We start from the raw sequence: 23,304 nt of genomic DNA, 5'->3' as shown, positions 1-23,304 counted from the left end.
TGAAACATTTTTCCTTTTCCACCCGTATATAAGATAGATAGGAGGGGTATATATGACAGGCACTCATTTTTTGATTGTGTTACTGGTTGCAGCTTTAATCAATACTACTTTTTATATCTATGCCAGAAAAAAACTAGGCATCCCTAAACCGCCTTGGTGGTATAAACCTGTAAATAGCACACAAGGGCTGCTGGAAATCATCATGCTCATTTTATTAGGTTTTTCTGTTTTATGCTTTCCTCCAGAGATTATGCTTATTTTCTTTCTATTCCTGACGAGTTGTTTTCGTACATTTATGGAATGGAAATATAAGCGTGAAGAAAAACAATATATACACTATTTATTTGGCGCAGTCCTCTTTCTAGTCGTTTTTATTTATATGTGTATTTTCTTCTGATACCTCAAACCCCCACAGCCGCTCCGTCTCCCCGCGGGTCGACTCCGCCTTGGAGAAAGCCTTCCTCATCAACTTTGATTGCTGCTGCGTGTCCCATCAGCGGATCATAGTCACCGACAACCTCGACGAGATGTCCGCTGTCTTTGAGCTTTTCAATTGTTTCCTCTGAGAATCTGCCCTCGACTCTAAGCCCTTCATATTCCTCTCCCCACGTTCTGCCCCACACCCAGCGCGGTTCGCTGATTGCCTGCTGAGGATGCATTCCGTAGTCCAGCATTCTGGTAATGATGGCCGTCTGGGTCTGCGGCTGGCCTTCGCCGCCTTGTGTGCCGTACAGGACTTTCGGTTTTCCGTCTTTGCAGGCCATAGCCGGCATCAGCGTATGGAAGCTGCGCTTTCTCGGTTCAAGCGTATTGACATGATTTTTATCCAATGAGAAAAATGACCCGCGGTTTTGCAGTAATATGCCTGTATCACCAGCAGTGACTGCCGAGCCAAATTCAAAGTACAGGCTTTGAATGAAAGATACTGCATTGCCATCCGCATCGATGACGGCCGCATATGCAGTATCACTTCCTACTGGCCTGCTTTCCGCCGGTTCTGCCAAATAGCCGATTTCTTCCGCCAATTGTTTCGCGTAACTTTTGTCCAAGAGCCTTTCAAGTGGGATGTCCGCAAACGCCGGATCAGTCAGGACGGCATTCCGATCTAGAAAACTCTTTTTCAATGCCTCCACAAGCACATGATAATACTCAAATGAACCGTGTTCGATTTGGGTGAAATCATAGTTTTCCAGAATGTTCAGTGTCAATAAACCGGTAAATCCCTGAGAATTCGGCGGCGCCTGGTACACACTGTATCCTCGGTAATCACTTGAGACAGGCTCCGCCCACTCGCCCCGGTGCGCTTTAAAATCATCGAGTGTCATGTAGCTGCCGTTATGCTGTAAATACGAGACAATCCGCTGAGCGATATCTCCTTCATAGAATGCGCTTCTTCCTTTTTTAGCGACCATGTTCAGACTTTCTGCAAGCTCTTTTTGCACAAACCGCTCTCCCGGGACAGGCGCTTTTCCGCATCTCGTGAAGATGCCGGCCGTGTAAGGCGTGGAGGCCAGCAGTTCAAGATTCGTTTCTGTGTGACGACACTGATCAGCTGATACTGGAAAACCATTTTGGGCATAGTCGCGTGCGGGCTCCAACACGTCCGCAAGGGACATACGTCCGTACTCCTTCAGCACCGCATCCCAGCTATCAACCATCCCCGGAACGGTAATGGCACTGTCGATTCCCCTCAGCGGAATCGCGCTTTTTCCCTTATATACATCTCTCGTTACATGTTTTCCTGAACGGCCGCTGCCATTATAGACTCTTACCGACTTTGTTTCCTGGTGAAAGGTCAGCCAAAAGGAATCCCCGCCAAGCCCCGTCATATGCGGATACACAACTGCCAGACAAGCACTCACAGCAACAGCGGCGTCAAACGCGTTTCCTCCCTTGTCCAGTATTCGGTTTCCGGCTTGAGAAGCGAGATAATGCGGACTGACGACCATTTGTTTTGTACCGATGATAGATTTGTTCATCACAAGTCCCCTTTATCATGAGATTTTCTTCAGTATAGAGAGCTTGATTTTTCACATCTACTCACCCGTCAGAAAAGCTGACGAACTTTATTCGTTTCGTAAACAACAAAACATTTTTATATTCATTGTGAAAATAAATTAAAATTTTATCGTACGAAACGAAACTTATATGATAAAATAACGTCTAAAAGGCTTACGAAAGCAGGTGGAGAAAATGAGCAATGAATACCAAATCCCCAACCTTGTACTTGATGAGATCGACAAACAAATCCTCACCATTTTGCATGAAGAAGGAAGAATTTCTTATACGGATCTTGGCAAGAGAGTCGATTTATCACGGGTTGCCGTCCAAGCTCGGATCAATCAGCTCATTGAAGCAGGCGTCATTGAAAAATTCACAGCGGTCATCAATCCCGCTAAAATCGGCATCCATGTATCCGTGTTTTTCAATGTCGAGGTAGAGCCGCAATTTTTAGAAGAGGTCGCTCTCAAGCTTGAGGAAGAGCCTGCGGTCACCAGCCTTTATCACATGACAGGCCCGAGCAAGCTGCATATGCATGGGATCTTTGCCAACGATCAAGAAATGGAAGAGTTTTTAACAAAACGGCTGTATCCGCTGCGAGGCGTCGTCAGTGTTGATTGCCAGATGCTGATCAAACGATACAAAAGCCGTATGGGAATGAAGCTGTAAAGGAGAGAAACGAATGAAAAACCATCCTTATCGGGATATGACGGCCGCAATGGTGCGCACTGGCATACTAGGGTTCGGCGGCGGACCTTCCGTGATTCCGCTGATCCGCCATGAAGCGGTCAATAAATATAAATGGATTGATGATGATGAATTCGGAGAAATATTAGCGATCGCTAATGCGCTTCCCGGACCGATTGCCACAAAAATGGCTGCGTATCTGGGCTTCAAGCTAAAAGGCACGTTAGGCGCACTCGTGGCGACACTTGCCCATATTCTGCCTACATGTCTTGCGATGGTGGGCTTGTTTGCGGCTGTAAATGTCTTAAGCCATTCAGCAATTGTTGCCGGCATGATTGGTGCCGTAACGCCGGTGATTGCGGTAATGCTTGGCATAATGGCGTACGAGTTTGGCCAAAAAGCGCTTAAAGGTTTCGGCTGGGTCACCGGCATCCTGTTTTTTATTATCGCTTTTATCGGCCTGCAAACGTTACAGATCAATCCCGGCCTTGTCATTATCATTTTCTTAGCGTACGGCGCGTTTCATTTTAAACTGAAAGACAAAATCACAAATAAACATTCAAAAGATAAAGGAATGTCGGCCTCATGATATCGATCTATTTATTTATGGCGTTTTTTATCGCAAACCTACTCGGATATGGCGGCGGACCTGCGTCTATCCCGCTGATGTTTGAAGAAGTCGTAAACAGATACAACTGGCTCTCAAACGACCAATTCTCAAACATGCTCGCACTTGCGAACGCATTGCCGGGCCCGATCGCAACCAAAATCGCCGCGTATGTCGGCTACAGCGCAGGCGGGTGGCCCGGCTTCTTGATTGCGCTGATCGCAACCGTCGTACCGTCGGCGCTTGCATTGATTGTCCTGCTGCGCATCATTCAGCGCTTCCGCCAATCACCCGTTATCAAAGGCATGACGCTGTCCGTTCAGCCTGTCATCGCGGTCATGATGCTCATTCTTACCTGGCAAATCGGCGCAGACGGCATCAAAGCTATCGGCTGGATCCAATCTATAGTGATTGCGGGGATTTCCCTCCTTGCCATGACTAAATTCAAGATGCATCCGGCATTTCTGATTATCGCGGCATTTTTATATGGCGGCCTTGTCATTCCTCATTTATAGAAAAAAGCACCTGGACAGGTGCTTTTTTATTTTGGTCCCGAAATGCCGTTCGATATGACAGTTGTTTCTTCTCCTGCATCACTCTTGATGATGTGCTTGACTTGCAGCGTGGTTCCTGCCATTCTCATAGATTGCTTCAACTGAGGCGAATTGGTTTCAACATCTATCCAAACAGGAGGCTGGACCTTCCAAAATAAAAAGAATGCAAGAATCAGCATGCCAGCAATGACCGACAGCAAAAACTTCATATAGCATCGCTTCTTTTCAGTAAGAGGCTCGCAGCAGACAGCGCCTGATGATCACGAAGAATATCGCCTGGACGATTGCCTTCTCCCAGCACATAGCCTTTAAAGGGCAGCCCCATAAAATCAAAAATATGTTCAAATTGCTGAATCAGCGGCAGCCCCTTTATTTTTGGATTGTCTCCGCCCACTGCTGTCACATATGCTTGCTTCACCGACATTTGTTGTTGAAAATCAGGAAATCGGGGATCTCTCAACGTCTGTGACCAGCGATCAATAAATAGCTTTAACGTCCCTGACATGCCGAACCAATAAATTGGAGTAGCGAATATGAGAATATCGCACGGCAATATCCGCTCAATAATAGAATTGTAGTCATCATGAACAGGACGGAAGCCGTCTTGAGTGTGACGATGATCTTCAATTGGCTGGATCTGATATTTACGCAAATGAATGTGTTCCGCATCGAATCCTTGAACAGCCTTCTCCGCAAGAATATCCGTATTTCCGCCAGACCGAGTTCCGCCGTTAATAACCGCAATTTTCATGATGCATCTACTCCTTTGTTTACGAATGATTTTCTTCATCATATAATGGATTCACCAATCATTACAGATGATTATTTTGATTAATTCAATCGGTAAAACCGATTTAGAAAGGAAGAGACAGGTGGAATTGAAGCAGCTGATCACCTTTGTTACGGCGGCAGAACATGTAAACTTCACCCTTACCGCCAAGATGCTTAATTATGCACAATCAAGCATTACCTCCCAGATCAAATCACTAGAAGAAGAAATCGGGACTCCTTTATTTGAACGGCTCGGCAAACGGCTTATCTTGACAGAAGCAGGAAAAACGTTCAAATCCTATGCGGAGAAGATCATTACTTTAACAGAAGAGGCGAAAATGGCCGCAAATCAAGTAAGAGAAACAACGGGAACCTTAAAAATCGGGGCGACGGAAAGCCAGTGCACATACCGCCTTCCGCCTATCATAAAAGAATTTAAACACGCTTTTCCCCAAGTAAAGCTCATATTCAAACCATATATCTCCAATGAACAAGCAAAAGAACAGCTCTTACAGGGCCAGCTTGATATCACCTTCATCTTGGATGTAAACCGGCCGGATGACACATTGCACGTTGAATCTTTGATTCAGGATGAGATCAAAATGGTGGCTGCTAACGACCATCTTTTCCCCGCAGATTTACCAGTAACATTGAAGGAGCTTCAAAACGAAACTCTTCTGCTGACAGAGGACGGCTGCTCGTACCGCACGCTCTTTGAGAATACTTTACATGACTCCGGTGTCTATCCTAATAAATTGGAATTCGTCAGCATAGAAGCCATCAAACAATGCGTGATGGCCGGACTTGGGATTGGAATCTTGCCTGAAATGACAGTAAAAGATGATATTGCAGCAGGCCGGATGAAAGAACTCAATTGGCAGAGCGATTGCCCCGTTTTCACTCAACTAGCATGGCATAAGGACAAGTGGATGTCTGCGCCATTAAAGGCTTTTATCGATTTGACGCGGAAAACATTCAAATAAAAAACTTGCGGCCCATGGGTCGCAAGTTTTTGAGTGAACAAGCTTCATATCGATATGCATTCAATGTAAAACCATTTTTTCATTAATCATCCTAACCCCAAACACTCCGCCGGCTGCTGTTCCCTTTCTTGATTTGAACGTGACAGTTACTCTCTCTTTTCCTTTCGTATATGCAACTGGAATGTCATAACATACATCAAAAAGCCTTCCTGGGTGATTTGCCTTTAGCTGCTGTCTGGCCAGTAGTTGATCATCTATCATGATCTCAAAATTTCTTTCGTATGTTTGTTCCTCCGATTGAAAGGTATCATCACTTCCAAAATAAGTGACCAGCAAATACATGGGTTGACTCGGCTCTGTTTTCATCTCATAACTGAAAAAACCATCTCCTCTGCTGTCTCGCCAGCCTCTGTGAACGATACTTGCGTAACCGGAGTAAGAGTTTTCTTTTTTCAAGTGATGTTCTATCTCCTGCTGCTGTTCATTCGGCTGAACGGCATCAACGGTTATGCGTCTGATGATTTCCTGCCTTTCTTTTTCTTCATCTGTAAAATCAAGATATTCCTTTTCGGTCATCACATACCAGTAAACGGAATACCGCTGATGATGCACATTGTAGAACGGCATGAATGTGATTTCTTCATTCCCCGGCTGGCCAATCGGTTTCGTTTGAAATACGAGTGATGTTTCATTTACCCGCTTCACCCAATGATCCAATTGACGCTGATCCGCCACCAACACAGGGACATCAATTAACGGATGGTTATTAAGGGCGAGATGATCAGCAAGTATATCTGTTTCAGGGAAGTCCTCTCTGCCTAGTGCTCCTGCCAATACAACCGGCCCATACATCAGGACGCTTTTTTTAGGATCATCCTTCGCTTGATAGATGTGGAGTTTCATCGGCAAATCAATCTCAATACAATCTCCTGTATTCCAATGTTTGTGAATAACGAGGTACCCATTTTTCTCAACCGATTGAATTCGTTTCCCATTGACCGCAGCTTTAAGGCCGCCATTTGTCCAATAAGGAATACGCATATGCAGTGTCATAGGCACACCGTCAGCTTTTTTGACAACTAGCCTGGTTTTTTCGGCTGCTGGAAAAGAGGTTTCCTGTGTGATGATCAGTTGTTTTTCTTGCATGTTTATTTGTGAAGGAATAAATAAATTCACATACAGATCGTCTTGGTCTATATCATAAATATGCTGCGTATAGCGCGCAGGGTTTTCCATCCCCGTGCCTGTACAGCACCAAAAAGAATCTTCTGGAGAACAATACACCTTGAAATGCCCCGGCTGTGTGGAAACAAAATAGGTTTTCATGCCTGAATCAGGATCTTGGGAAGCAAGAATGTGATTATAAAGCGCATTCTCATAGTAATCCATAAATCTCGCTTCGTGAAACCACCGGAATAAATGCCCGGTCAATTTCAGCATGTTATACGTATTGCACGTTTCTGCGGTTGTTCCCCCCAACTCCTCGCTGCCTTCCGCTCCGAAATGCTCTCCAATACTGTTGCCGCCAATTGCGTAGGAACGCTGATATACAACCTGTTCCCAAAAGAAGAGCGCGGCATTTCTATATGCTTCATTACCAGTAATGTCATACAGCTTGGCGGCCCCGATCACCTTTGGAATTTGGGTATTGGCATGCTTTCCTTCAAGCTCATCCTTCCCCTCTGCCAGTGGCTGAAGAATGGCACGATGACAGAAACGTTCCGCAAGTTCAAGATATGCTTTGTTTTTCGTCAGCATAAAAAGATCGGCCATCGCCTCATTCATCCCGCCATGTTCACATATCAGCATACGCTGAAATTGCTCGTCCGTCAGACGATCCAGCCCCTTTTTTGCCCAATCAGCCAGCTTGACGACGACACGTAAAGCCGTCTGATTGCCGGTTAGCCGATACGTATCTATTAATCCCGCAAACAGTTTATGGATGCTGTACCACGGCACCCAAGAACCTCCCAGACTAAAGTGGTCCACCCGAAAATCACCGCTGAACACCTCATCAAAACACGCTCTGGAGAAACCGCTTACATATCCCTCTTCATCAAATTGTTGGATATGACTCAGCTCATTCACTGCGTACTCTGCTTTTCTTTTCAGTTCTTCATCTCCGGAAGCCTGGTACATGGCTGATGCGGCTGACAGCCAATGACCGATCGAATGCCCGGCAATTTCCTTTGCCTCCCACCCGCCGTAGCGCGGTTTTTTAGGCGTCTGTAATACAGCCTCATAACACGGAGCCAAAAGACGGTCTACATCCAAAAAAAGCAAATATTCCTTCCCTTTCATCTGGGAATCATAAAACATACCTTTTAATAATGTTACATCTTTCATATCTCGATCTCCCCCTATCACGTTTCATCATTCATGGTGATGCTTTCATTATCCAAATGATGATATGGGATGTGAATTCATTATTTATCAAAAACATATCCTTTTTTTAGATTGAACCGTTACACTGGAGATAAGAATAGCGAAAGATGGTGAAGCCATGTATAAAGTAAAACTCCAAGCCAATCATCTCCCTAAAATCCGTGAGGCCGGACATATGAAGGATACAGAAGGGACTTTACGTCACCCTGACAGGACGATGGATAGAATCAGTGTATTTTTTTACGTAAAACAAGGCGCGATCCATGTATTTGAGAACGAAAACGAGTACCGCATTCAGGCGGGGGGATATCTTTTTCTTAAGAACAATACACCGCATTGGGGAGGCGATTTTTATACACCCGGCACCGAATGGTACTACATTCATTTTTATGCCGAACCTTCCGTGGATCAGGAGGACGAGTTTTCTCCATTTCACAATTCACCAATCCTTCTCGACAGCATCTATTCATCACAATTAACCTTTCCGAAAAGCGGTTCTGTCTCTCATCGTGAGTACACAGAAAAACAGCTGAGCAGCATTGTTCATGCCTTTGAATCACCAAGTGCTTTCAGGGCGCTCCAAGTGTGTTCTCTCACCTATCAACTCTTCATTGATCTGTATAGAAATGCGATAAACAGTCAGGCCGGCACACGCTCTTCAAGGGTCATCAGCCGAATCATTGAATTTCTGCACCGTAACAAGCATGCAAAGCTGGTCAGCAGAGATTTTGAGGATGCTTTAGAAATGAATTATGCCTACCTTTCCTCCCTCTTCAAAAAGCAAACCGGGAAAAGCATAACAGCTTATAAAAATGAACTGCTGATTGCACAGGCAATTGATCTATTCAAAACAACCAACTTAAATGTAACTGAAGTCAGCAGCACATTAGGCTTTTCTAACCCTTATTACTTCAGCAGAGTGTTCAAACGGGTGACTGGAGTGTCCCCGTCTTTATATATAAGCGAAATATACAGAAATCAATAAAAAACACTTGCAGTTCCGGGCCTGCAAGTGTTACACGTGATTTTTCTGATAGAACGTTCGCAAGATATGTGTTTCTAGGTCAGCAAGGCGGACAGGGATTGGCAGCCTGCTTTCTTGATTGATCAGGCTCATCGTGATCTGATAGCTGCTTTCTAAATCAATATGATTTCCACAAGACAAGAAGATAGGCTTCACGTCCCGCCGCGTCCGCAACCCCCGACCATATACCTCGCCATCAATGATAATATCGGTATATGCACCAACTTCATTTTCAGGCATGACGAAATCACAGTCTTTGATTTTGAGATAGGTTTTCGCAATCCCAATTGTCGGCTTACCGAGAAAAAAAGCAGCATGGGTGGCAACGCCCATATGGTTGTAATGCAGATACCCGTTGCCATCAAACAAAAACACATCGGGCTCCGTCTCCAGTTTTTTCGCCGCCTCGATGATCAGCGGCAGCTCACGAAACGCAAGGAAGCCAGCAACATACGGCACACTGATTTTCCCCATGCTGTGCACTTTTTCAATGACTTCTTTAGTATCAGCATCAATCACGATAATACTGCACACCCCGTACGGTTCGCCGTCCTGCTCCCAATAAGCGAGGTCGACGCCTGCGCAGGTGTTGATGGAGTCTGGGGTGATGGAGGGTGATAGGTTGATTTTATGTTTAAGGGATTGTTGTGTTTGAACAAAATCCGATTCATCTTTTAGATGAAAATCGTGAATTTGATGTACTTTCATTTCACTAGTTTTCCTCTCTTTACTTCTTAAAAAAGACCGATTTCAGGATATTCATTAATAAATCTGATTCCATGTTCCATAAATAGTAACCATTCCATCCATTAATCAAGAATCATTAAACCTACTTCCACCAAGTAGTTGTTACTTGATTTAAATGATATTCAATATATAAAATCACTTTTTTATAGTCATCTGATGAAAATTCTTTAATAGGATCTTCCCAATCATTATTTTTGGCTATTAAAACCAGATAATTACCTTCAGGAGAAATGTCAGGAACCCAGCCTAAATCAAGTGTTATTGAAGATTGTTCATGATAAAGCTGCAACAAACTGTCTGTGAACAAAAACCAGGAATCATCATTCGGTTCTAAAGTTCTTGGGTCTATTTCAACAAAATGATTATAATTCACTTTCCATCCTTGTGTTATTCGTAGAGGGTGTATATTAGCTTTTGGAACATCTAACCTAACATGTTTTCTCACAATGATAACCTCTATAGTAACTAGTTAACTTCTATCTGATGGTATTAGCGAAGGCTCCTGTATCAATAATAATAGATGCCTCTTTGAAAAAAGCAGGGTAATACAACCTGCTTTTTTATTAGTATTCATTTTTAATTTCTTTCATAAAAATATTATCCAATTGTTTAATTAATTCTTTAAGCTCAATGCACACAATATCTTCTACCGGATTTCCCCAATCTTCGTTTTTTATAAGTTCAATACCGTAACTTCCAGCTGGATCCCCTTCTGGGTACCACCCTACGTCAAACAACAAGTTTTTTGTCTTGTGAGAAATCTGTAGGAGATCTTGGTTAAAGTCAAATAACCAAGTATCATCATTTGCCTCTAGGTTCTTAGGATCAGTATCTTTTAATGTAATATAATCAACAGTCCAACCAGCCGGTATCTTTAGCCTTAAGAAATTGGGAATCTGTTGGCTTAGTGGCTGCAAACCCTCTAAAACCCCACTTCCCACACTCCAGATTTGATATTCTAACTCTTCTAATACATGTTCTATTTCATCAAAAGATTCTACGTCATAAATCTTATTTATTTTTAAGCCAACCACTTTTATATGGTATTGATCATTTTCATATATTACCTTAATAATGGCATTACGTTTTTCATTTTGCAGTATTAGAAGTTCATATTCTTCTTCCGTTCTTTTTTCTGAGTTTAAATTGTTCAGTACTACAGACCAGCCATCACAGATTTTTAATGGCTGCAATTGAGAAATATGATCTTCGCCCATCCCGCTTCTCCTTGTACTTCGTTGGCCAAGCTTTAAAAAGCTTCATCATTTTAAAAAAACTTGCCGATGACAACACGGCAAGTTTTTAACTATAGCAACTCTAATACATCAGTAAACAAGGCATCTCCTAATGTTAATCTCCTGTTGAAAGGCTGTATATGTGGCAATTCACTCCATTCATACACAGTATCGTAGTAATCATACAAATAACTGAGTTCGATAAACCCTTTCTCATGCATTATTTTATTGATATAGTTCGTTCCCTGAATGAATTCTAAAGATTCAGCAGTCCCTATAATATCATAAGCGCCGTCAATTAAATCGTGTCTTAGGGAATAGCTATAATCTAGTACATAAACAGGCACCAATTTAGATACTTTCATATTGATTTGCTGTTCTAAATGAAAACTATTCTCCCCAGAAAGATCTTTCAAATGGATATCAATTTCTCCTGAAGGATTGTTTAAATCTCTAACTTCAATTTTTTTCAAACCTTTTATTTGATTAAACTCATCAGGCACTTTTATTTTCTCTGCACATTTGTTCTTATACCATTCGTCTAATTCCCTTTTCACAAATAGACGATGAAGCAATTCACCGATTTCAGGATATTCACTAATAAATCTGATTCCATGTTCCATAGTTTTTAACCATCCCATCTTCTTGAAGGCTCGCCTTTTTTCGTCTGCTTACCAGTTACAGGATCAAACTCTCCTAAATGCTCTGTTCTTCTACGGTTCCACTTTTCTAATTTGCCATGCTGGGAATCCCATTGCCAATTAAATCCATCTTTATCTGTCCAAGATTTTCTTTTTAATCTTTCTTTTATTTGTACCATGCCTCTATCTTCCATCCAGTTAGTTGGTTCCTTTAAACGATATCCATTTGAATTGTCTCCAACTATCTTCTCCCTGTCAGCTATCGCAGCATTGTATTCTTCAGTCCGTTTCTTCTTACTGTAGTTAGTACCATTATGAGCAACGTAATCATTTTGAGTCATCCCCTCAGGTTTTTCCAACCATTTGGGTTTTTTTGACTGGCTACTCGCCATCTTCACAATCCCAAGATCCTTAACAGCAGTCGTTTCCACATCGACACGGACTGTCGGGAATCCGAATGTGAAGCCCTCGGGAGTTACTGGGCGTTCTGCGTATACGCGGACGTTTGTTGGGACTTTGAATTGTTTTACTTTTTCTAGTGTCTTGTTAGCTTTTTGGACTTTTGAATGAGTTGCGAGCGGTATGCCTTTGTCTATATGTTTCGCCAATGCACCGGCTCCAACCAAGCTCAATGCCGCTTCCAGCGCGCCCGTTTTCCGCTTCTCCTCAGACACTTTATTTCCAAACATATCCCGTCCCGTGACAGCTTCTGAGAATCCATTAGAAGCAACAAGGCCGTATGCGCCCATTTCTGACATTTTGAGAATGTCTAAGGATTTTCCAGTTTTATAAGCATCTAAAGCGTGTTCTGCGGCAATGACAGTTTTTCCGGTTTTGTAAATGGCTTTTCCGCCTTTGAAGGCGCGGCCTGCCCAGCCGACGACCGGTATGAAGCCAGCTGCTGCCATAGCTCCTGCTGTCACACGTTCTGCGGTGGAGAGTTTTTCTCCGGTAACCGGATCAACACCTTCGGTTGCTCTTTTATAATCATAATAGCCAGTGACTTCTCCAGTAAAGTTGCAAACTCCATCCCATGTTTTCTCGTACCATGGTTTATTTGCTTCTTCTTCAGCCTTTTCCTGAAGCCGTCTTGTTTCTGCTTGCTGTTTTTTTGCATCGATATATGTTGTTCCCTGTTTTTCTACTTCAATGACGCTTTTGTAGACTTCATTGCTGTGGAATGCTTTTTTGTCATAGTACATAGGGGATGCGCTTTTCCCGTTACTGGTGGCCTGCATGAGAACGGAATATTTGCTGAGCACTGCGCTGTCCAGAGATTCTAAATTTTGATATTCAGTGGTCAGAGACTCGTCAAGCTTATCGACTGCTGTGATCGTGTCACGTCTGATTTTTTGAGCATCGCCCATCTTATCGGCATAGTCGTCAAGCGTGTACATGTCGAGATCAATAATATCGCTGATGCCTGACAAAATGGAATCGATTTCCTCTTTATGAGCGGAGACAATCCCTGAGGCTTTCAAATCTCCATTGGGCAGCTCATGATCCAAAAAAGAAGTTTCCACATATGAATCATTCAGTTCTTGATCTTTAATGTCTCCTGAAATGCCATTTAAAAACGCAATTTGAGCAGAAACAAGCGTCAGCCAGCTTTCGACGATTTCTGCCTGTCCCTGAAAGAAATCTTTAATATTGTCCGCGCCTTTTCCTTTAAAATTGTCGCCTAAATCCGCCACTTCCTGAAATGCTTTTTTCAGCGTATCCAGCTGCTCCTCAAGCGTCTCATATTGCTTTTTTCTGCTCTTCGCTTCTTCGATTAAAGATTTAGATTCAAATACTTTGCTCATCGCACTGCCCTTTCTTTTCTATTTTACCGCTATCGCCTCGTCCTGCTCTTTGAGTGAATCAACGTTATCCTTCGTATCCTCGATATTTTTCTGCACCGCTTTTTTATAATCTCCGAGCATGGTTTTGATGTTCTCCTCACGCTCATGATATTTTTTCGTGTAATCGAGGCTGTTTTTTCCATTTGATCCTGCTGCGCCGATTGATACGTCAGCCAGCGCGTCTTTGACAGAATCCAATGTTTTGATGACTGTGTCGTACTTCAGCTTAATTTCTGACATAAAAAAAGATCACCACCATTTTAGTTTGCTAATTTGTCTTCCCGCTTCTTCCACGAACTCTTCTCCTTTAGCAAGAAGGTCGCCTGCGGCATTCGCTGCGCTTTTTGTCAAATTCAGCTCGAATTTCTCTGTTTCAAGCCAAAATATTTTGCTTTGAATCGAAGCCATATACTCGTTATATTTATCATTCACAATCTTGGATGCTTCCGATTTTGCGTTTTCTCTGCCCTTGTCGAAATCATCCGCTTTTGTTCCCGTCCAGTGCTTGCCTAATTCCGGTTTCACAATGTCTTTGATTTCAGTAATTGCCTCTTCTTGCAGTGTGTCTATGTCCTTTTTTGCTTTTTTCAGCTTTTCGATCTTGTCTTCTACGTCGGAAATTTTTCCGTTGAGCGAACTTTTGATATCCGCTAACATACTTTCATAACCCATCTGATTCACCTCTTAATACTCAAAAAGTCGTATGGAGGGGCTGATGAAGATAGACTTTTCCATACTTTATTTCCATATATTATATTTTAAAATAGCCAGAAGGCGGCTTAAATAGGGTAAACGGCTTAATTTCAACGTATAATGCTCGCAATGTGTAGGTCTATAATCTTGTTTTTGTTCGTTATACAGCCAACGAAAGCGTTTTATAAGATGAAAACACCTAAAGTCGTAGTTATAAAGACACTTGAAAGAGACAGATGTTGATGATCTGTCTCTTGTCGTAAGAGCATATTTTGTTTTTTCACTTTAAACCGTAGTAGAAAAGAAAAAAACTGGCTTCCAGCCAGTTTTCTCTTTTCCAACTATTGAATTGCACCTGACGGAACAACCGCCTTCCGTCCCACAGAGTAATACTCCACTCCTGCCTCAGCTGCTTCATCCAATGTGTAGCAGTTTCTGCCGTCAAAGATGAGCGGCGTTTTCATCAAGTTCTGATAGGCCGCTAACGGGAATTGTTTAATGTTGGCCCAGTCGGTTAAAATCATGACGGCGTCGGAGCCTTTGACTGCTTCCTCGATCGTCTCTTTATATTCAACAGCTTGCGGGAGAACATGCTTCGCATGGCTGGCGGCAATGGGATCGTAGGCTATAATATGGGCGTCGAGCGCAGCGAGACGGTCTGCAATGACAATCGACGGCGCTTCCCTCATATCATCCGTATTCGGTTTAAATGACAGCCCTAAAAGGGCAATCGTTTTTCCCGTCACCCCGCCGAGCCTGTTCAGCGCTTTATCAACCAGCATCGCCTGCTGATTGTTGTTGACTTTGATGACCGATTTCAGCAGTTCAAAATCATGCTCGACATTGCCGGCAATTTGCACGAGAGCGTTTGTATCCTTCGGAAAACAAGAGCCGCCGTAGCCTATGCCGGCTTTTAAAAACTGGCTCCCGATCCGCTTATCCTGTCCCATGCCGTACGCGACTGCTTCAATATCGGCGCCAACCTTTTCACATATATTTGAAATTTCATTTATAAAACTGATCTTAGTGGCCAGAAAAGCATTTGAGGCATATTTGATCATCTCGGCGCTTCTGATATCTGTTTGATAAATCGGGATTTGAAACGGACGGAAAAGCTCCTCAAGCGTCTTGGCTGTTTTCTGATCCGCCGTTCCGATCACGATTCTATCGCCATGAAACGTGTCATAGATCGCCGATCCTTCACGTAAAAATTCAGGATTGGATGCGACCGAAATGCTCACAGGCTCTGCAAGATGTTCAGTGATTAGCCCATCAATCAAATCATTTGTTCCGACGGGCACTGTGCTTTTCGTTACCACAATGGTATCCCGTTTGACATGCCGGGCGATGCGTTTGGCTGCATCTGTAATATGCTCCAGATTCGCGTGCCCGTCGCTTTTCTGCGGTGTGCCAACCGCTATAAAAATAATGTCTGCCTGTGCCAAGCCGTTCTCATAGCTCGTTTCAAAGTTCAGCCGTCCATCAGCTGTATTTTTTCTCATCAGCTCTTCAAGACCCGGTTCAAATATGGGGGAAATGCCTTTTCTCATTTCATCAATCTTGTGAGCGTCAATATCAATGCAGGTTACATGATGTCCAATCTCAGAAAGAGAAACACCTGTCACAAGACCGACATAGCCTGTTCCGATGACTGTTATATTCATTGTTTCCCTCCAACAGTTAAATTGCTGCTTTGCAGCTTTCGTATTATCGTATGAGAACATCCTATCATGAATGCGGATGATCTCCCGCATAGCCTGTCGGGTACAGCCTGTACAGATTTCTGAAATGTGATTCAATCATACAGTATACTATTATATCGCTCTCAGAAAGAAAGTGGTGAAATGAGAACCGGCTGTTTAAAAGAGCCCAAATAATTTTCTTCTTTTGAGCGGCTGCGGAGGCTGCCTGTAGATCGTCTGATTCTGAAGGAGAAGCTCGGCATTTTCCGTCAGAATATAAGGAAATTCCGGACCAAATTCTTTCTTAAGAACATGAAAGGCTTCCTGGTAATGAAAGTCTCTTGTTTTCAGATTATGAGCATCTGATGCTACGAAATGAATCAAATTGGCTTCAGCCAGCCGGAGAGAAAATGCTTTCATCTGTTTTCCGAAAGTACCCGCAAGACTTCCTGAAGTCACTTGAGATGCCGCTCCTTTTTCCACAAGATGATACAGCAATGACGGGTTTTCGCGAATTTCCCTGTTGCGTTCAGGATGGGCGATAACTGGAATATATCCTTTCAGCTGCAAATCATAAAAAAGCTGCTCCGCATATCGGGGAACCTGATCAAACGGAAACTCAATCAGAATGTATTTAGTATCGTTCAGTGTAAGCAGCTGCTGTTCAGCAAGATCCCGTTCCAAATCGCCATAGATTCTGATTTCCTGCCCCGGAAGCACGGTTAAAGGGATGTCTTCTTTGATTAAACGTTTGTTTAACTGATCTGCCGCTTCTCTGACTGCGGCTTGACCGTTTTCATACACACCGTTCTTATGATGCGGTGTCGCAATGATGGTCCGGATTCCCTGATAAACAGCAGCCCTTGCCATTTCTATACTATCGGCTGAATCGCTTGCCCCGTCATCCATTGCCGGAAGAATGTGACAGTGAATATCTATCATGTCTTAGCCTCCTTTTTTTCGCAAAAATAAATAACGGGCAAGCTGCACGTTATTTATTTTGTATGAAATTTTCCTTGTTTCCGTAATATCCGTATTCAGAGTGCTTCGAAAGCTTTTTGCCGTTCATAATCGCCCCAAGGAGCTTGCTTTTGCACGATTCAAGTGCCTCTTTCGCTTTTGCGGCTTGTTCCTTTTCTGTTTTCCCGCTTGAGATAACCAAAACAGAACCGTCTGCCACGTTGCCTAAAATCTGCGCATCCGCTACAGCAAGAATAGGCGGCGTATCAAAAATGACCATATCATATGCCGCACACACTTCGTCTGCAAGCTCGTTCATCCACTTCGAGGAGAGAAGCTCAGCAGGGTTTGGCGGGATCGGGCCGCTCGTCAGCACGTCAAGATGTGTTGCATTTGCGGCTTGTACAGCCTGCTCCAGTGAGCTTTTCTTTAATAAAACAGTTGTTAAGCCAATCATATTTTCAAGATGAAAGGCCGTATGTACTGTTGGTTTTCGCAAATCGGCATCAATTAGAAGCACTTTTTTTCCCTGCTGGGCAAATACGACAGCCAGGTTAGCGGCCGTCGTTGATTTTCCTTCTCCGGGACAGGCCGATGTGATCATCACTGATTTCATTTGGCGGTCCACTGAAGCAAATTCGATATTCGTACGAATCGTTCTATATTGTTCAGAGTTCAAGGATTTCGGCTCTGTCATCGCAATGACATTTCTGCGTATCCAAGAGCCTCTGCTTTTTCTAAGCGCCAAAATGTCCACTCCCCGCTTTTTCAGATTGGATACCGTGTAGGCTCTTCGCTGTTTTCTGCTCATTCGCAATCGTGGAAACCGTCCCTAAAACCGGTATGTCCAGCAAGGATTCGAGCTGCTCTTCCGATTTGATCGTATTATCCAAATGCTCAAGCAGGAAGGCCAGACCGATGCTTCCCGCCAATCCCGCCGCAAACGCGATGGCAATGTTAAGAAGCGGCTTTGGCGATACAGGTGACGGATGGTCTGAAACCTCGGCTTTTGACAGAATACTGACATTGTCAACATTCATAATGGATGTGATTTTGGTTTTAAAGACAGATGCGATGGTATTGGCAATATGAGCCGCTGTTTCCGCGTTTTCATCCTTGACCGATATGTTAACCACTTGGGAGTCCTGCTCGCTGGATACGGTAATTTTGTCATTCAGTTCCTGAGATGTCATCGACAGGCCCATCTCTTTAATGACTTCGTCTAAGATGGCAGGGCTCTTAATGATGACGTTATACGTATTGATTAACTGTAGATTGGTTTGAACATCGTTAAATTGGACTTCTTTTTGGTTGTTTTTCGATTGATTGACCAGAATCTGAGTTGAATTTTCATAGATGGGTGTAAGTGCGAAGAAACTGATGAGTCCGCCGGCAGCAGTGGCAGCTGCGGTTACAATCATAATCAAAAGTATGCGTTTTGTTAACGTTGATAATATCTCTTTTAAGCTAGTAGATTCTCCCATGATACCTCCAAATCTCTTATAACATCCTTTTCCATCTACGATTATACAACGTAGAAACCGCATTTCTCCAGCTTTTCACGTGACATAATTCGACATTTTTTTACAAAACGTTATGTAGCGATTCTTTATGTAAGCGCTCTATTTACTGTTTTGACAAAGCTTCCTCTTTTTCTCCTATTCAGGCAGTCACGTATTCACGCATTAAAAAAATCCCGCAAAAGGCGTGCGGGATTCTTATGTTGCATATCCATTTTTAATATGAGAAATCAAATTTTCAAGCATTTCCTTTGTCGTCATTTCAGATGACCGCTCACCAATTTCATGTGCATGCATCAAAATTTTCAGAAATTCTTCTTGATTCAATTTCTTTTCACTCATCTTTTTTGTTCCTTTCAGCTTCCATTAAGTTGAAAACACGATTATTATATGATGCCGGTTATCAATTTGCAATCTCTAATACATCATTCGACACATCCCATTTTTTATGTCCTTTTTTAGGAAAAACTTTTTCAGGCCGATGTGTTGCGATATAATAGAGAAATTGGATCTTTTTATTACGTGACTCGGTTAGGAGCGATAATCATGCTTCAGAATATGATTTCCAAAGACGATGTGCTGGCATCTGCCGAACAGTTGAAAGAACTCCTTCCCTACAATGAGGAAAATGTTCAGCTGATCAAAAAAGCCCTTATTTTATATCGGCAGGATTCAGTCTATCGTTTACAAGCAGTGAGTCCGACGGAAGTTACGGCTTTTGTGCAGGATGTTGTCCCTGTGCGGGTCACATTGAACTTGTTTGTCATAGTCAAAAGCGGCTGTTCATGTCCGTCCGGAAGAATCTGCCGCCATATGCTGGCTGTGTTTTTATATGTATATGCAATGTTTGAGCGGGTGGGTACTTTTACAGAGTATTGGCTTGAGAGGGAAAAACTTGAGGAAAGTAAAGAGCTCGTCCGCCGCCAATTCCAGGAAAAGGTGCTGCCTAATGAAGAATCGCTATCAAGCTGGCTCGCTTTTTTTGATTCAGAATTCTCTCTCTGGCAGGCGCGCACGCCGGAAAGCAGCCAAAACATGCAGGGCCTCTATTACGGCTACCTGTCCGCATTAAAAAAGCATGCGCCGAACAAGCCAGAGCTGAAAAGCCTGTACCAAATTCATTCCGCGATTGCGGTGTGGCTTCGGATGTTCACATTGATTGAAGCGGGCAAGCTGAACCCAGAGCAAGACTTTTATTCCCTCAATCCGTATGTTGAACAGCTGATGGATACAATCTACAGCTCTATTGATAAATTAAAAACATATGCGCTGTCATTTGCGCTTGATCCGTTTTTGGAAAAAACACCGGAAGTTATCCGACATTTGCTGTTGAAAGAAGATATTTTTCAATATGAACGCATCCGCATCTTCGGTGAAATTTGGAGTGCGCTGCTGTCGCGGCCAAAATGGGTGGCGCGCGAACAGGAGATTTTGAAAAAAGAAGCCGGACGGCGTTTTTCTCCTGAATTGCAATTCGGGCGCCTGCACTTAGAATTCTTGCAGAAGAATGATGACGTTATTTTTGCGGAAGCTGATGAATTCCCGCCGGAAGCGCTGCCGTATACGTTTCAGTGGCTGAGTGAAATCACTGCCAAGAAGGATTGGAAACGGCTGAAAACATGGTACCAGCGGATTGAACCGATTGCGATGGGTTATACGAAACTGGATAAGCCGTTTAAAGAAATTCGCGACGTGATCAGCGAATTGTTCCTTCTGATGAATGCCTATGTGAAGCAAACCAATGACCAATCGCTGTTTGAACGCTATGCTTCGGGCTGTCTGCCGTATACGTTCACAGAATACAGCCATCACTTATATGAGAAAAAACGGTATACCGAGTGGATCGAAATTCACAGCCTTGTCGGCTTTTCCATCTATGAAATGGATAAAATGATGCTGAAGGAAATTGCAGCAAGCGATCCGGAGGCGCTTATCCCGGCTTACCACAGAGAAGTGGCCTTTTTTATCGATCAGAAGAACCGCAGCTCGTACAAGGAAGCCGCACGGTATTTGAAAAAACTGCGCACCCTGTACAGAAAAGCGAAGAAACTGAAGGTGTGGGAGCGGTATATTCAGCAGCTGAGCTCGCATTACAAGCGTCTGCGCGCGCTTCAAGAAGAACTGCAGAAAGGAAAGTTGATTGATGGCGAGTCTTAAAGAAATTCTCATCCACGTCGAACAAATGGAAGATGGTTCATTTACGCTCTCAGCCTTTGATGAGAATGAACAGCCCCTTCCCTACAGCCATATGAAAAGGCATTTGTTCCAATGGCATGAATCCTCATTTTACGGAACCTTTCTTGAGGATGTCAGCTTCATCGGGACAACCGCTGTTTTGCTTTCTCCATGGATGACTGTAGAGCTTCTCGGCAAAAACTCGTTCAACTCATTCAGCTCCGTGCACCTTACAGAAGAAACGGAGCCGCTGATCGAGGCGGCATCGACCATCTATGAATTTATCGCAGACGGCGATTTTCTGCCTGACTATGAAGCATGGACAAACGGTGTTTTTCGCTGGAAGGACCGCGACAATATACTAGATGGCTTTACTGCGGATTGGTTTTCCGCTGCAGTGCAGGACTACATCCAATACGACGATGACCTGCGGGAGAAATGGGAACACATTAAGGAGAAATCGCCTGCGGTCACGACATTCCGCGGACATTTTCTCGATGAAGAGGATTTTCTTGAAGGGATCGGCTGGATTGACGATCAATCTCCATTTACAGTCGGCCTGCGCTTAAATGAGCCAGACTTTGACGGAGACGATTGGAAAATCGAGATGTTTTTACGCGATAAAAAGAGCGGCGCTGTTGAATTCTTTGACGGGCTGAAGAGCCTTAAGAAATCGTGGCAGGCGTACAGCGATAAAATCGCACGTGAGCAGGATCGCTTTCACAGAACGGTTCCGTGGCTGTCATTTGATTCTGGGACAACGCTGATTTCAGAGGAAGAAGCCTGGATCTTCCTGTCAGAAGCTAGTGAGACGCTTGTCGATATGGGGGTTGAAATTCTCCTGCCGTCCTGGTGGCAGATTGTCAGAGACAGCAACATGATGCTGAAGGCAAAGGTGTCGTCCGCCCCGCGCGGCGAGTCATTTGTCGGCATGAATGCGCTGCTTGATTTCAACTGGCGGTTTGCGACAAATGGAATTGAGCTGACTGAGGCTGAATTTAATGAGCTTGTCGCCAGCAACAGGCGCCTCGTTAATATACGCGGGCAATGGGTAAAAATCGATCCGCAGTTTATCAAACAAATGAAACGCCTGATGGAAAAAGCGGAATCGGAAGGACTCCACATGTCTGATATTCTGGCGCGCGAACTAATGGATCAGGGGGAAGGCGGGCTTGAAGATTCAGATCTGATTGATACATCCGCTTTTGCCGGCATTCAATTTGATCTGTCCAAACAGCTCAGGTCACTGATTCGAAAGCTTACGGCCGCGGAAAATCTGCCGGAGCACGAAGTCAGTCCTTCTTTCCAAGGAACTCTCCGCCCCTATCAGAAATACGGCATGAACTGGCTGCTGTTTCTGCGAGAAAGCGGTTTTGGCGCCTGTCTGGCTGACGATATGGGTCTTGGGAAAACGATTCAAATGATCGCCTATTTCCTACACGTGAAGGAAAGCGGCCGGCAAAAAACGCCGAATTTGATTATCGCGCCGACATCCGTACTCGGCAACTGGCAGCGGGAGCTTCAAACCTTTGCACCTGACCTGTCTGTCGCGCTCCATTATGGGCCGCGCCGTCCAAAAGGTGATGATTTCGCCGCGCATTACGAAAACGCAGATGTGGTACTCACTTCATACGGATTGTCGCATGCCGATTCGGATGAGATGTCTTCTGTGACATGGAACACAATCTGCCTTGATGAAGCGCAAAATATTAAAAACGCGCATACGAAGCAATCACGTGCAATCAGAAAGCTGAAAGGGCTTCACCATATCGCGCTGAGCGGCACGCCAATGGAAAATCGCTTAACTGAACTATGGTCCATTTTTGACTTCATGAATAAAGGCTACCTCGGCAGTCTGACGGGCTTCCATAAACGCTATGTGCTGCCGATTGAAAAAGACCGGGACGAAAAGAGAATCGGACAGCTTCAGCAGTTAATCCGCCCATTCCTTCTGCGGCGGACGAAACGTGATGAAGAGGTCGCGCTTAATCTTCCTGAGAAGCTGGAAGAAAAAGAATTTATCCCGCTGTCAGCCGAACAGGCATCACTTTATGAGCAGCTTGTCAAAGACACATTTGACCATATGACGTCACTGACCGGCATGCAGAGAAAAGCGTTGATCCTCAGCATGCTCGGACGTCTCAAGCAAATATGCGATCACCCCGCGCTCTATTTAAAAGAGGATCAAACCGAGCTGCTGGCCGGCAGATCAGTCAAGCTCGAAAAATTGCTGGAACTCATGACAGCGATCCGCGTCCAAAACGAAAGCTGCCTCATTTTCACGCAATACATTCAGATGGGGAACATGATGAAAAGGCTGCTTGAAAAAACGTTCGGCGAACCTGTGCAATTTTTAAACGGGAGTCTCTCCAAGCAAGAGCGGGATACACTCGTTGAGAAATTTCAGAAGAAAGAATACCCGACACTCATTCTTTCACTCAAAGCTGGAGGCACCGGGCTTAATTTGACCGCCGCCAATCACGTCATCCATTATGACAGATGGTGGAACCCGGCCGTTGAAAACCAGGCCACTGACCGGGCATACCGCATTGGCCAGGAGCGCTTTGTCCACGTTCATAAAATGATTACAACGGGAACAATCGAAGAAAAAATTGATGTTATGCTCGAATCGAAACAAACCCTGAACGACCAAATTATCCAAAGTGAAAACTGGATTACCGAGCTTTCCACACAGGAACTCGAAGAATTGTTTACATTAAGCGCCTCAGCGCGATGAGAATGACTATAAAAAAGCTGGCTCTTTGAAAGAGCCAGCTTTTTTCCGTTCATATCCG

At 44.0% G+C, this 23,304-nt stretch carries 24 protein-coding genes; 8 read left to right on the top strand and 16 right to left on the bottom strand.

The window, feature by feature from the left end:
- Positions 1-52: 52 nt before the first annotated feature.
- Positions 53-397 carry a DUF4181 domain-containing protein gene (locus AC0C66_RS10925; RefSeq protein WP_072181889.1) on the top strand — a complete coding sequence of 115 codons (345 nt, stop codon included), beginning with the start codon at positions 53-55 and terminating at the stop codon, positions 395-397.
- A gap of 4 nt (positions 398-401) precedes the next feature.
- Here the strand turns inward: AC0C66_RS10925 and ggt are convergent, their stop codons facing one another.
- The gene (gene ggt, locus AC0C66_RS10920) at positions 402-1,979 is read right to left on the bottom strand and encodes a gamma-glutamyltransferase (RefSeq protein ID WP_088679686.1); all 1,578 of its coding nucleotides are present in this window, start codon (positions 1,977-1,979) and stop codon (positions 402-404) included.
- A gap of 214 nt (positions 1,980-2,193) precedes the next feature.
- Between ggt and chrS the strand changes: the two genes are divergently transcribed.
- From chrS to chrA, 3 genes are read left to right on the top strand one after another with little or no spacing between them, the layout of a single operon-like run.
- Entirely contained in the window at positions 2,194-2,670 is a 477-nt protein-coding gene (gene chrS, locus AC0C66_RS10915) for a chromate efflux transcriptional regulator ChrS (RefSeq protein WP_014115423.1), read from the top strand.
- A gap of 13 nt (positions 2,671-2,683) precedes the next feature.
- Complete coding sequence (chrB, locus tag AC0C66_RS10910) at positions 2,684-3,277, top strand: chromate efflux transporter subunit ChrB (RefSeq protein ID WP_014115424.1); 594 nt, start codon at positions 2,684-2,686, stop codon at positions 3,275-3,277.
- The gene (gene chrA / locus AC0C66_RS10905; RefSeq protein ID WP_014115425.1) at positions 3,274-3,810 is read left to right on the top strand and encodes a chromate resistance efflux protein ChrA; all 537 of its coding nucleotides are present in this window, start codon (positions 3,274-3,276) and stop codon (positions 3,808-3,810) included. Before chrB ends, chrA begins: the two co-directional genes overlap by 4 nt.
- Positions 3,811-3,836: 26 nt before the next feature.
- Here the strand turns inward: chrA and AC0C66_RS10900 are convergent, their stop codons facing one another.
- Positions 3,837-4,058: a hypothetical protein gene (locus AC0C66_RS10900; RefSeq protein ID WP_072565385.1), complete on the bottom strand. Its 222-nt coding sequence runs from the start codon at positions 4,056-4,058 to the stop codon at positions 3,837-3,839.
- Positions 4,055-4,600 carry a flavodoxin family protein gene (locus tag AC0C66_RS10895; RefSeq protein ID WP_072181886.1) on the bottom strand — a complete coding sequence of 182 codons (546 nt, stop codon included), beginning with the start codon at positions 4,598-4,600 and terminating at the stop codon, positions 4,055-4,057. The genes AC0C66_RS10900 and AC0C66_RS10895 overlap by 4 nt, the downstream gene beginning before the upstream one ends.
- A gap of 121 nt (positions 4,601-4,721) precedes the next feature.
- Between AC0C66_RS10895 and AC0C66_RS10890 the strand changes: the two genes are divergently transcribed.
- A complete protein-coding gene (locus AC0C66_RS10890) occupies positions 4,722-5,603 on the top strand; it encodes a LysR family transcriptional regulator (protein ID WP_072565386.1) in 882 nt (293 codons plus the stop codon).
- A 60-nt stretch (positions 5,604-5,663) separates the two neighbouring features.
- On the opposite strand, the gene AC0C66_RS10885 is transcribed toward AC0C66_RS10890, so the two are convergent.
- Positions 5,664-7,949: a beta-L-arabinofuranosidase domain-containing protein gene (locus AC0C66_RS10885; RefSeq protein ID WP_472973579.1), complete on the bottom strand. Its 2,286-nt coding sequence runs from the start codon at positions 7,947-7,949 to the stop codon at positions 5,664-5,666.
- A gap of 157 nt (positions 7,950-8,106) precedes the next feature.
- On the opposite strand from AC0C66_RS10885, the gene AC0C66_RS10880 reads away from it, so the two are divergent.
- Positions 8,107-8,973, top strand: coding sequence for an AraC family transcriptional regulator (locus tag AC0C66_RS10880; RefSeq protein WP_072181883.1), 867 nt, complete (start codon positions 8,107-8,109; stop codon positions 8,971-8,973).
- Between the two features lie 30 nt (positions 8,974-9,003).
- On the opposite strand, the gene AC0C66_RS10875 is transcribed toward AC0C66_RS10880, so the two are convergent.
- The 12 genes from AC0C66_RS10875 to AC0C66_RS10820 all read right to left on the bottom strand — a co-directional run bounded on the left by AC0C66_RS10875 (position 9,004) and on the right by AC0C66_RS10820 (position 18,676).
- The gene (locus AC0C66_RS10875) at positions 9,004-9,720 is read right to left on the bottom strand and encodes an endonuclease V (protein WP_072181882.1); all 717 of its coding nucleotides are present in this window, start codon (positions 9,718-9,720) and stop codon (positions 9,004-9,006) included.
- Between the two features lie 121 nt (positions 9,721-9,841).
- Entirely contained in the window at positions 9,842-10,204 is a 363-nt protein-coding gene (locus AC0C66_RS10870; RefSeq protein ID WP_072181881.1) for a hypothetical protein, read from the bottom strand.
- A 118-nt stretch (positions 10,205-10,322) separates the two neighbouring features.
- Positions 10,323-10,976, bottom strand: coding sequence for a hypothetical protein (locus tag AC0C66_RS10865; protein ID WP_472973578.1), 654 nt, complete (start codon positions 10,974-10,976; stop codon positions 10,323-10,325).
- Between the two features lie 89 nt (positions 10,977-11,065).
- Positions 11,066-11,617: a hypothetical protein gene (locus AC0C66_RS10860; protein WP_072181893.1), complete on the bottom strand. Its 552-nt coding sequence runs from the start codon at positions 11,615-11,617 to the stop codon at positions 11,066-11,068.
- A 5-nt stretch (positions 11,618-11,622) separates the two neighbouring features.
- On the bottom strand, positions 11,623-13,440 hold the full coding sequence (locus AC0C66_RS10855; RefSeq protein ID WP_072181879.1) for a T7SS effector LXG polymorphic toxin: 1,818 nt from the start codon (positions 13,438-13,440) through the stop codon (positions 11,623-11,625).
- A gap of 18 nt (positions 13,441-13,458) precedes the next feature.
- Entirely contained in the window at positions 13,459-13,719 is a 261-nt protein-coding gene (locus AC0C66_RS10850; protein ID WP_003221757.1) for a YwqI/YxiC family protein, read from the bottom strand.
- 9 nt (positions 13,720-13,728) lie between these two features.
- Positions 13,729-14,151 carry a YwqH-like family protein gene (locus tag AC0C66_RS10845; RefSeq protein WP_014115436.1) on the bottom strand — a complete coding sequence of 141 codons (423 nt, stop codon included), beginning with the start codon at positions 14,149-14,151 and terminating at the stop codon, positions 13,729-13,731.
- A 362-nt stretch (positions 14,152-14,513) separates the two neighbouring features.
- A complete protein-coding gene (gene uglF, locus AC0C66_RS10840) occupies positions 14,514-15,836 on the bottom strand; it encodes a UDP-glucose 6-dehydrogenase UglF (protein ID WP_061186457.1) in 1,323 nt (440 codons plus the stop codon).
- A gap of 195 nt (positions 15,837-16,031) precedes the next feature.
- Positions 16,032-16,796, bottom strand: a complete 765-nt coding sequence (locus tag AC0C66_RS10835) for a tyrosine-protein phosphatase (RefSeq protein WP_072181878.1) — start codon at positions 16,794-16,796, stop codon at positions 16,032-16,034.
- 49 nt (positions 16,797-16,845) lie between these two features.
- Positions 16,846-17,562 carry a CpsD/CapB family tyrosine-protein kinase gene (locus AC0C66_RS10830; RefSeq protein ID WP_072181877.1) on the bottom strand — a complete coding sequence of 239 codons (717 nt, stop codon included), beginning with the start codon at positions 17,560-17,562 and terminating at the stop codon, positions 16,846-16,848.
- Positions 17,552-18,298 (bottom strand): protein-tyrosine kinase activator TkmA, encoded by a 747-nt coding sequence (gene tkmA, locus AC0C66_RS10825; RefSeq protein WP_014115441.1) that lies wholly within the window; start codon positions 18,296-18,298, stop codon positions 17,552-17,554. Before tkmA ends, AC0C66_RS10830 begins: the two co-directional genes overlap by 11 nt.
- A 234-nt stretch (positions 18,299-18,532) precedes the next feature.
- Complete coding sequence (locus tag AC0C66_RS10820) at positions 18,533-18,676, bottom strand: YwzD family small protein (protein ID WP_003221769.1); 144 nt, start codon at positions 18,674-18,676, stop codon at positions 18,533-18,535.
- A 204-nt stretch (positions 18,677-18,880) separates the two neighbouring features.
- On the opposite strand from AC0C66_RS10820, the gene AC0C66_RS10815 reads away from it, so the two are divergent.
- Complete coding sequence (locus tag AC0C66_RS10815; RefSeq protein WP_072181876.1) at positions 18,881-20,491, top strand: SWIM zinc finger family protein; 1,611 nt, start codon at positions 18,881-18,883, stop codon at positions 20,489-20,491.
- The gene (locus AC0C66_RS10810; protein ID WP_072181875.1) at positions 20,478-23,246 is read left to right on the top strand and encodes a DEAD/DEAH box helicase; all 2,769 of its coding nucleotides are present in this window, start codon (positions 20,478-20,480) and stop codon (positions 23,244-23,246) included. Before AC0C66_RS10815 ends, AC0C66_RS10810 begins: the two co-directional genes overlap by 14 nt.
- Positions 23,247-23,304: the final 58 nt, after the last annotated feature.

It is taken from the genome of Bacillus sp. VA13 (genome assembly GCF_055710085.1).
Note: the sequence above shows the minus strand (reverse complement) of the source record. Positions and strands in the feature narration are given on the sequence as shown.

Coding starts and splice junctions, on each gene's coding strand:
- AC0C66_RS10925 (WP_072181889.1), top strand. CDS start 53: ATGACAGGCACTCATTTTTTGATTGTGTTACTGGTTGCAGCTTTAATC.
- ggt (WP_088679686.1), bottom strand. CDS start 1,979: ATGAACAAATCTATCATCGGTACAAAACAAATGGTCGTCAGTCCGCAT.
- chrS (WP_014115423.1), top strand. CDS start 2,194: ATGAGCAATGAATACCAAATCCCCAACCTTGTACTTGATGAGATCGAC.
- chrB (WP_014115424.1), top strand. CDS start 2,684: ATGAAAAACCATCCTTATCGGGATATGACGGCCGCAATGGTGCGCACT.
- chrA (WP_014115425.1), top strand. CDS start 3,274: ATGATATCGATCTATTTATTTATGGCGTTTTTTATCGCAAACCTACTC.
- AC0C66_RS10900 (WP_072565385.1), bottom strand. CDS start 4,058: ATGAAGTTTTTGCTGTCGGTCATTGCTGGCATGCTGATTCTTGCATTC.
- AC0C66_RS10895 (WP_072181886.1), bottom strand. CDS start 4,600: ATGAAAATTGCGGTTATTAACGGCGGAACTCGGTCTGGCGGAAATACG.
- AC0C66_RS10885 (WP_472973579.1), bottom strand. CDS start 7,949: ATGAAAGATGTAACATTATTAAAAGGTATGTTTTATGATTCCCAGATG.
- AC0C66_RS10880 (WP_072181883.1), top strand. CDS start 8,107: ATGTATAAAGTAAAACTCCAAGCCAATCATCTCCCTAAAATCCGTGAG.
- AC0C66_RS10875 (WP_072181882.1), bottom strand. CDS start 9,720: ATGAAAGTACATCAAATTCACGATTTTCATCTAAAAGATGAATCGGAT.
- AC0C66_RS10865 (WP_472973578.1), bottom strand. CDS start 10,976: ATGGGCGAAGATCATATTTCTCAATTGCAGCCATTAAAAATCTGTGAT.
- AC0C66_RS10860 (WP_072181893.1), bottom strand. CDS start 11,617: ATGGAACATGGAATCAGATTTATTAGTGAATATCCTGAAATCGGTGAA.
- AC0C66_RS10855 (WP_072181879.1), bottom strand. CDS start 13,440: ATGAGCAAAGTATTTGAATCTAAATCTTTAATCGAAGAAGCGAAGAGC.
- AC0C66_RS10850 (WP_003221757.1), bottom strand. CDS start 13,719: ATGTCAGAAATTAAGCTGAAGTACGACACAGTCATCAAAACATTGGAT.
- AC0C66_RS10845 (WP_014115436.1), bottom strand. CDS start 14,151: ATGGGTTATGAAAGTATGTTAGCGGATATCAAAAGTTCGCTCAACGGA.
- uglF (WP_061186457.1), bottom strand. CDS start 15,836: ATGAATATAACAGTCATCGGAACAGGCTATGTCGGTCTTGTGACAGGT.
- AC0C66_RS10835 (WP_072181878.1), bottom strand. CDS start 16,796: ATGATAGATATTCACTGTCACATTCTTCCGGCAATGGATGACGGGGCA.
- tkmA (WP_014115441.1), bottom strand. CDS start 18,298: ATGGGAGAATCTACTAGCTTAAAAGAGATATTATCAACGTTAACAAAA.
- AC0C66_RS10820 (WP_003221769.1), bottom strand. CDS start 18,676: ATGAGTGAAAAGAAATTGAATCAAGAAGAATTTCTGAAAATTTTGATG.
- AC0C66_RS10815 (WP_072181876.1), top strand. CDS start 18,881: ATGCTTCAGAATATGATTTCCAAAGACGATGTGCTGGCATCTGCCGAA.
- AC0C66_RS10810 (WP_072181875.1), top strand. CDS start 20,478: ATGGCGAGTCTTAAAGAAATTCTCATCCACGTCGAACAAATGGAAGAT.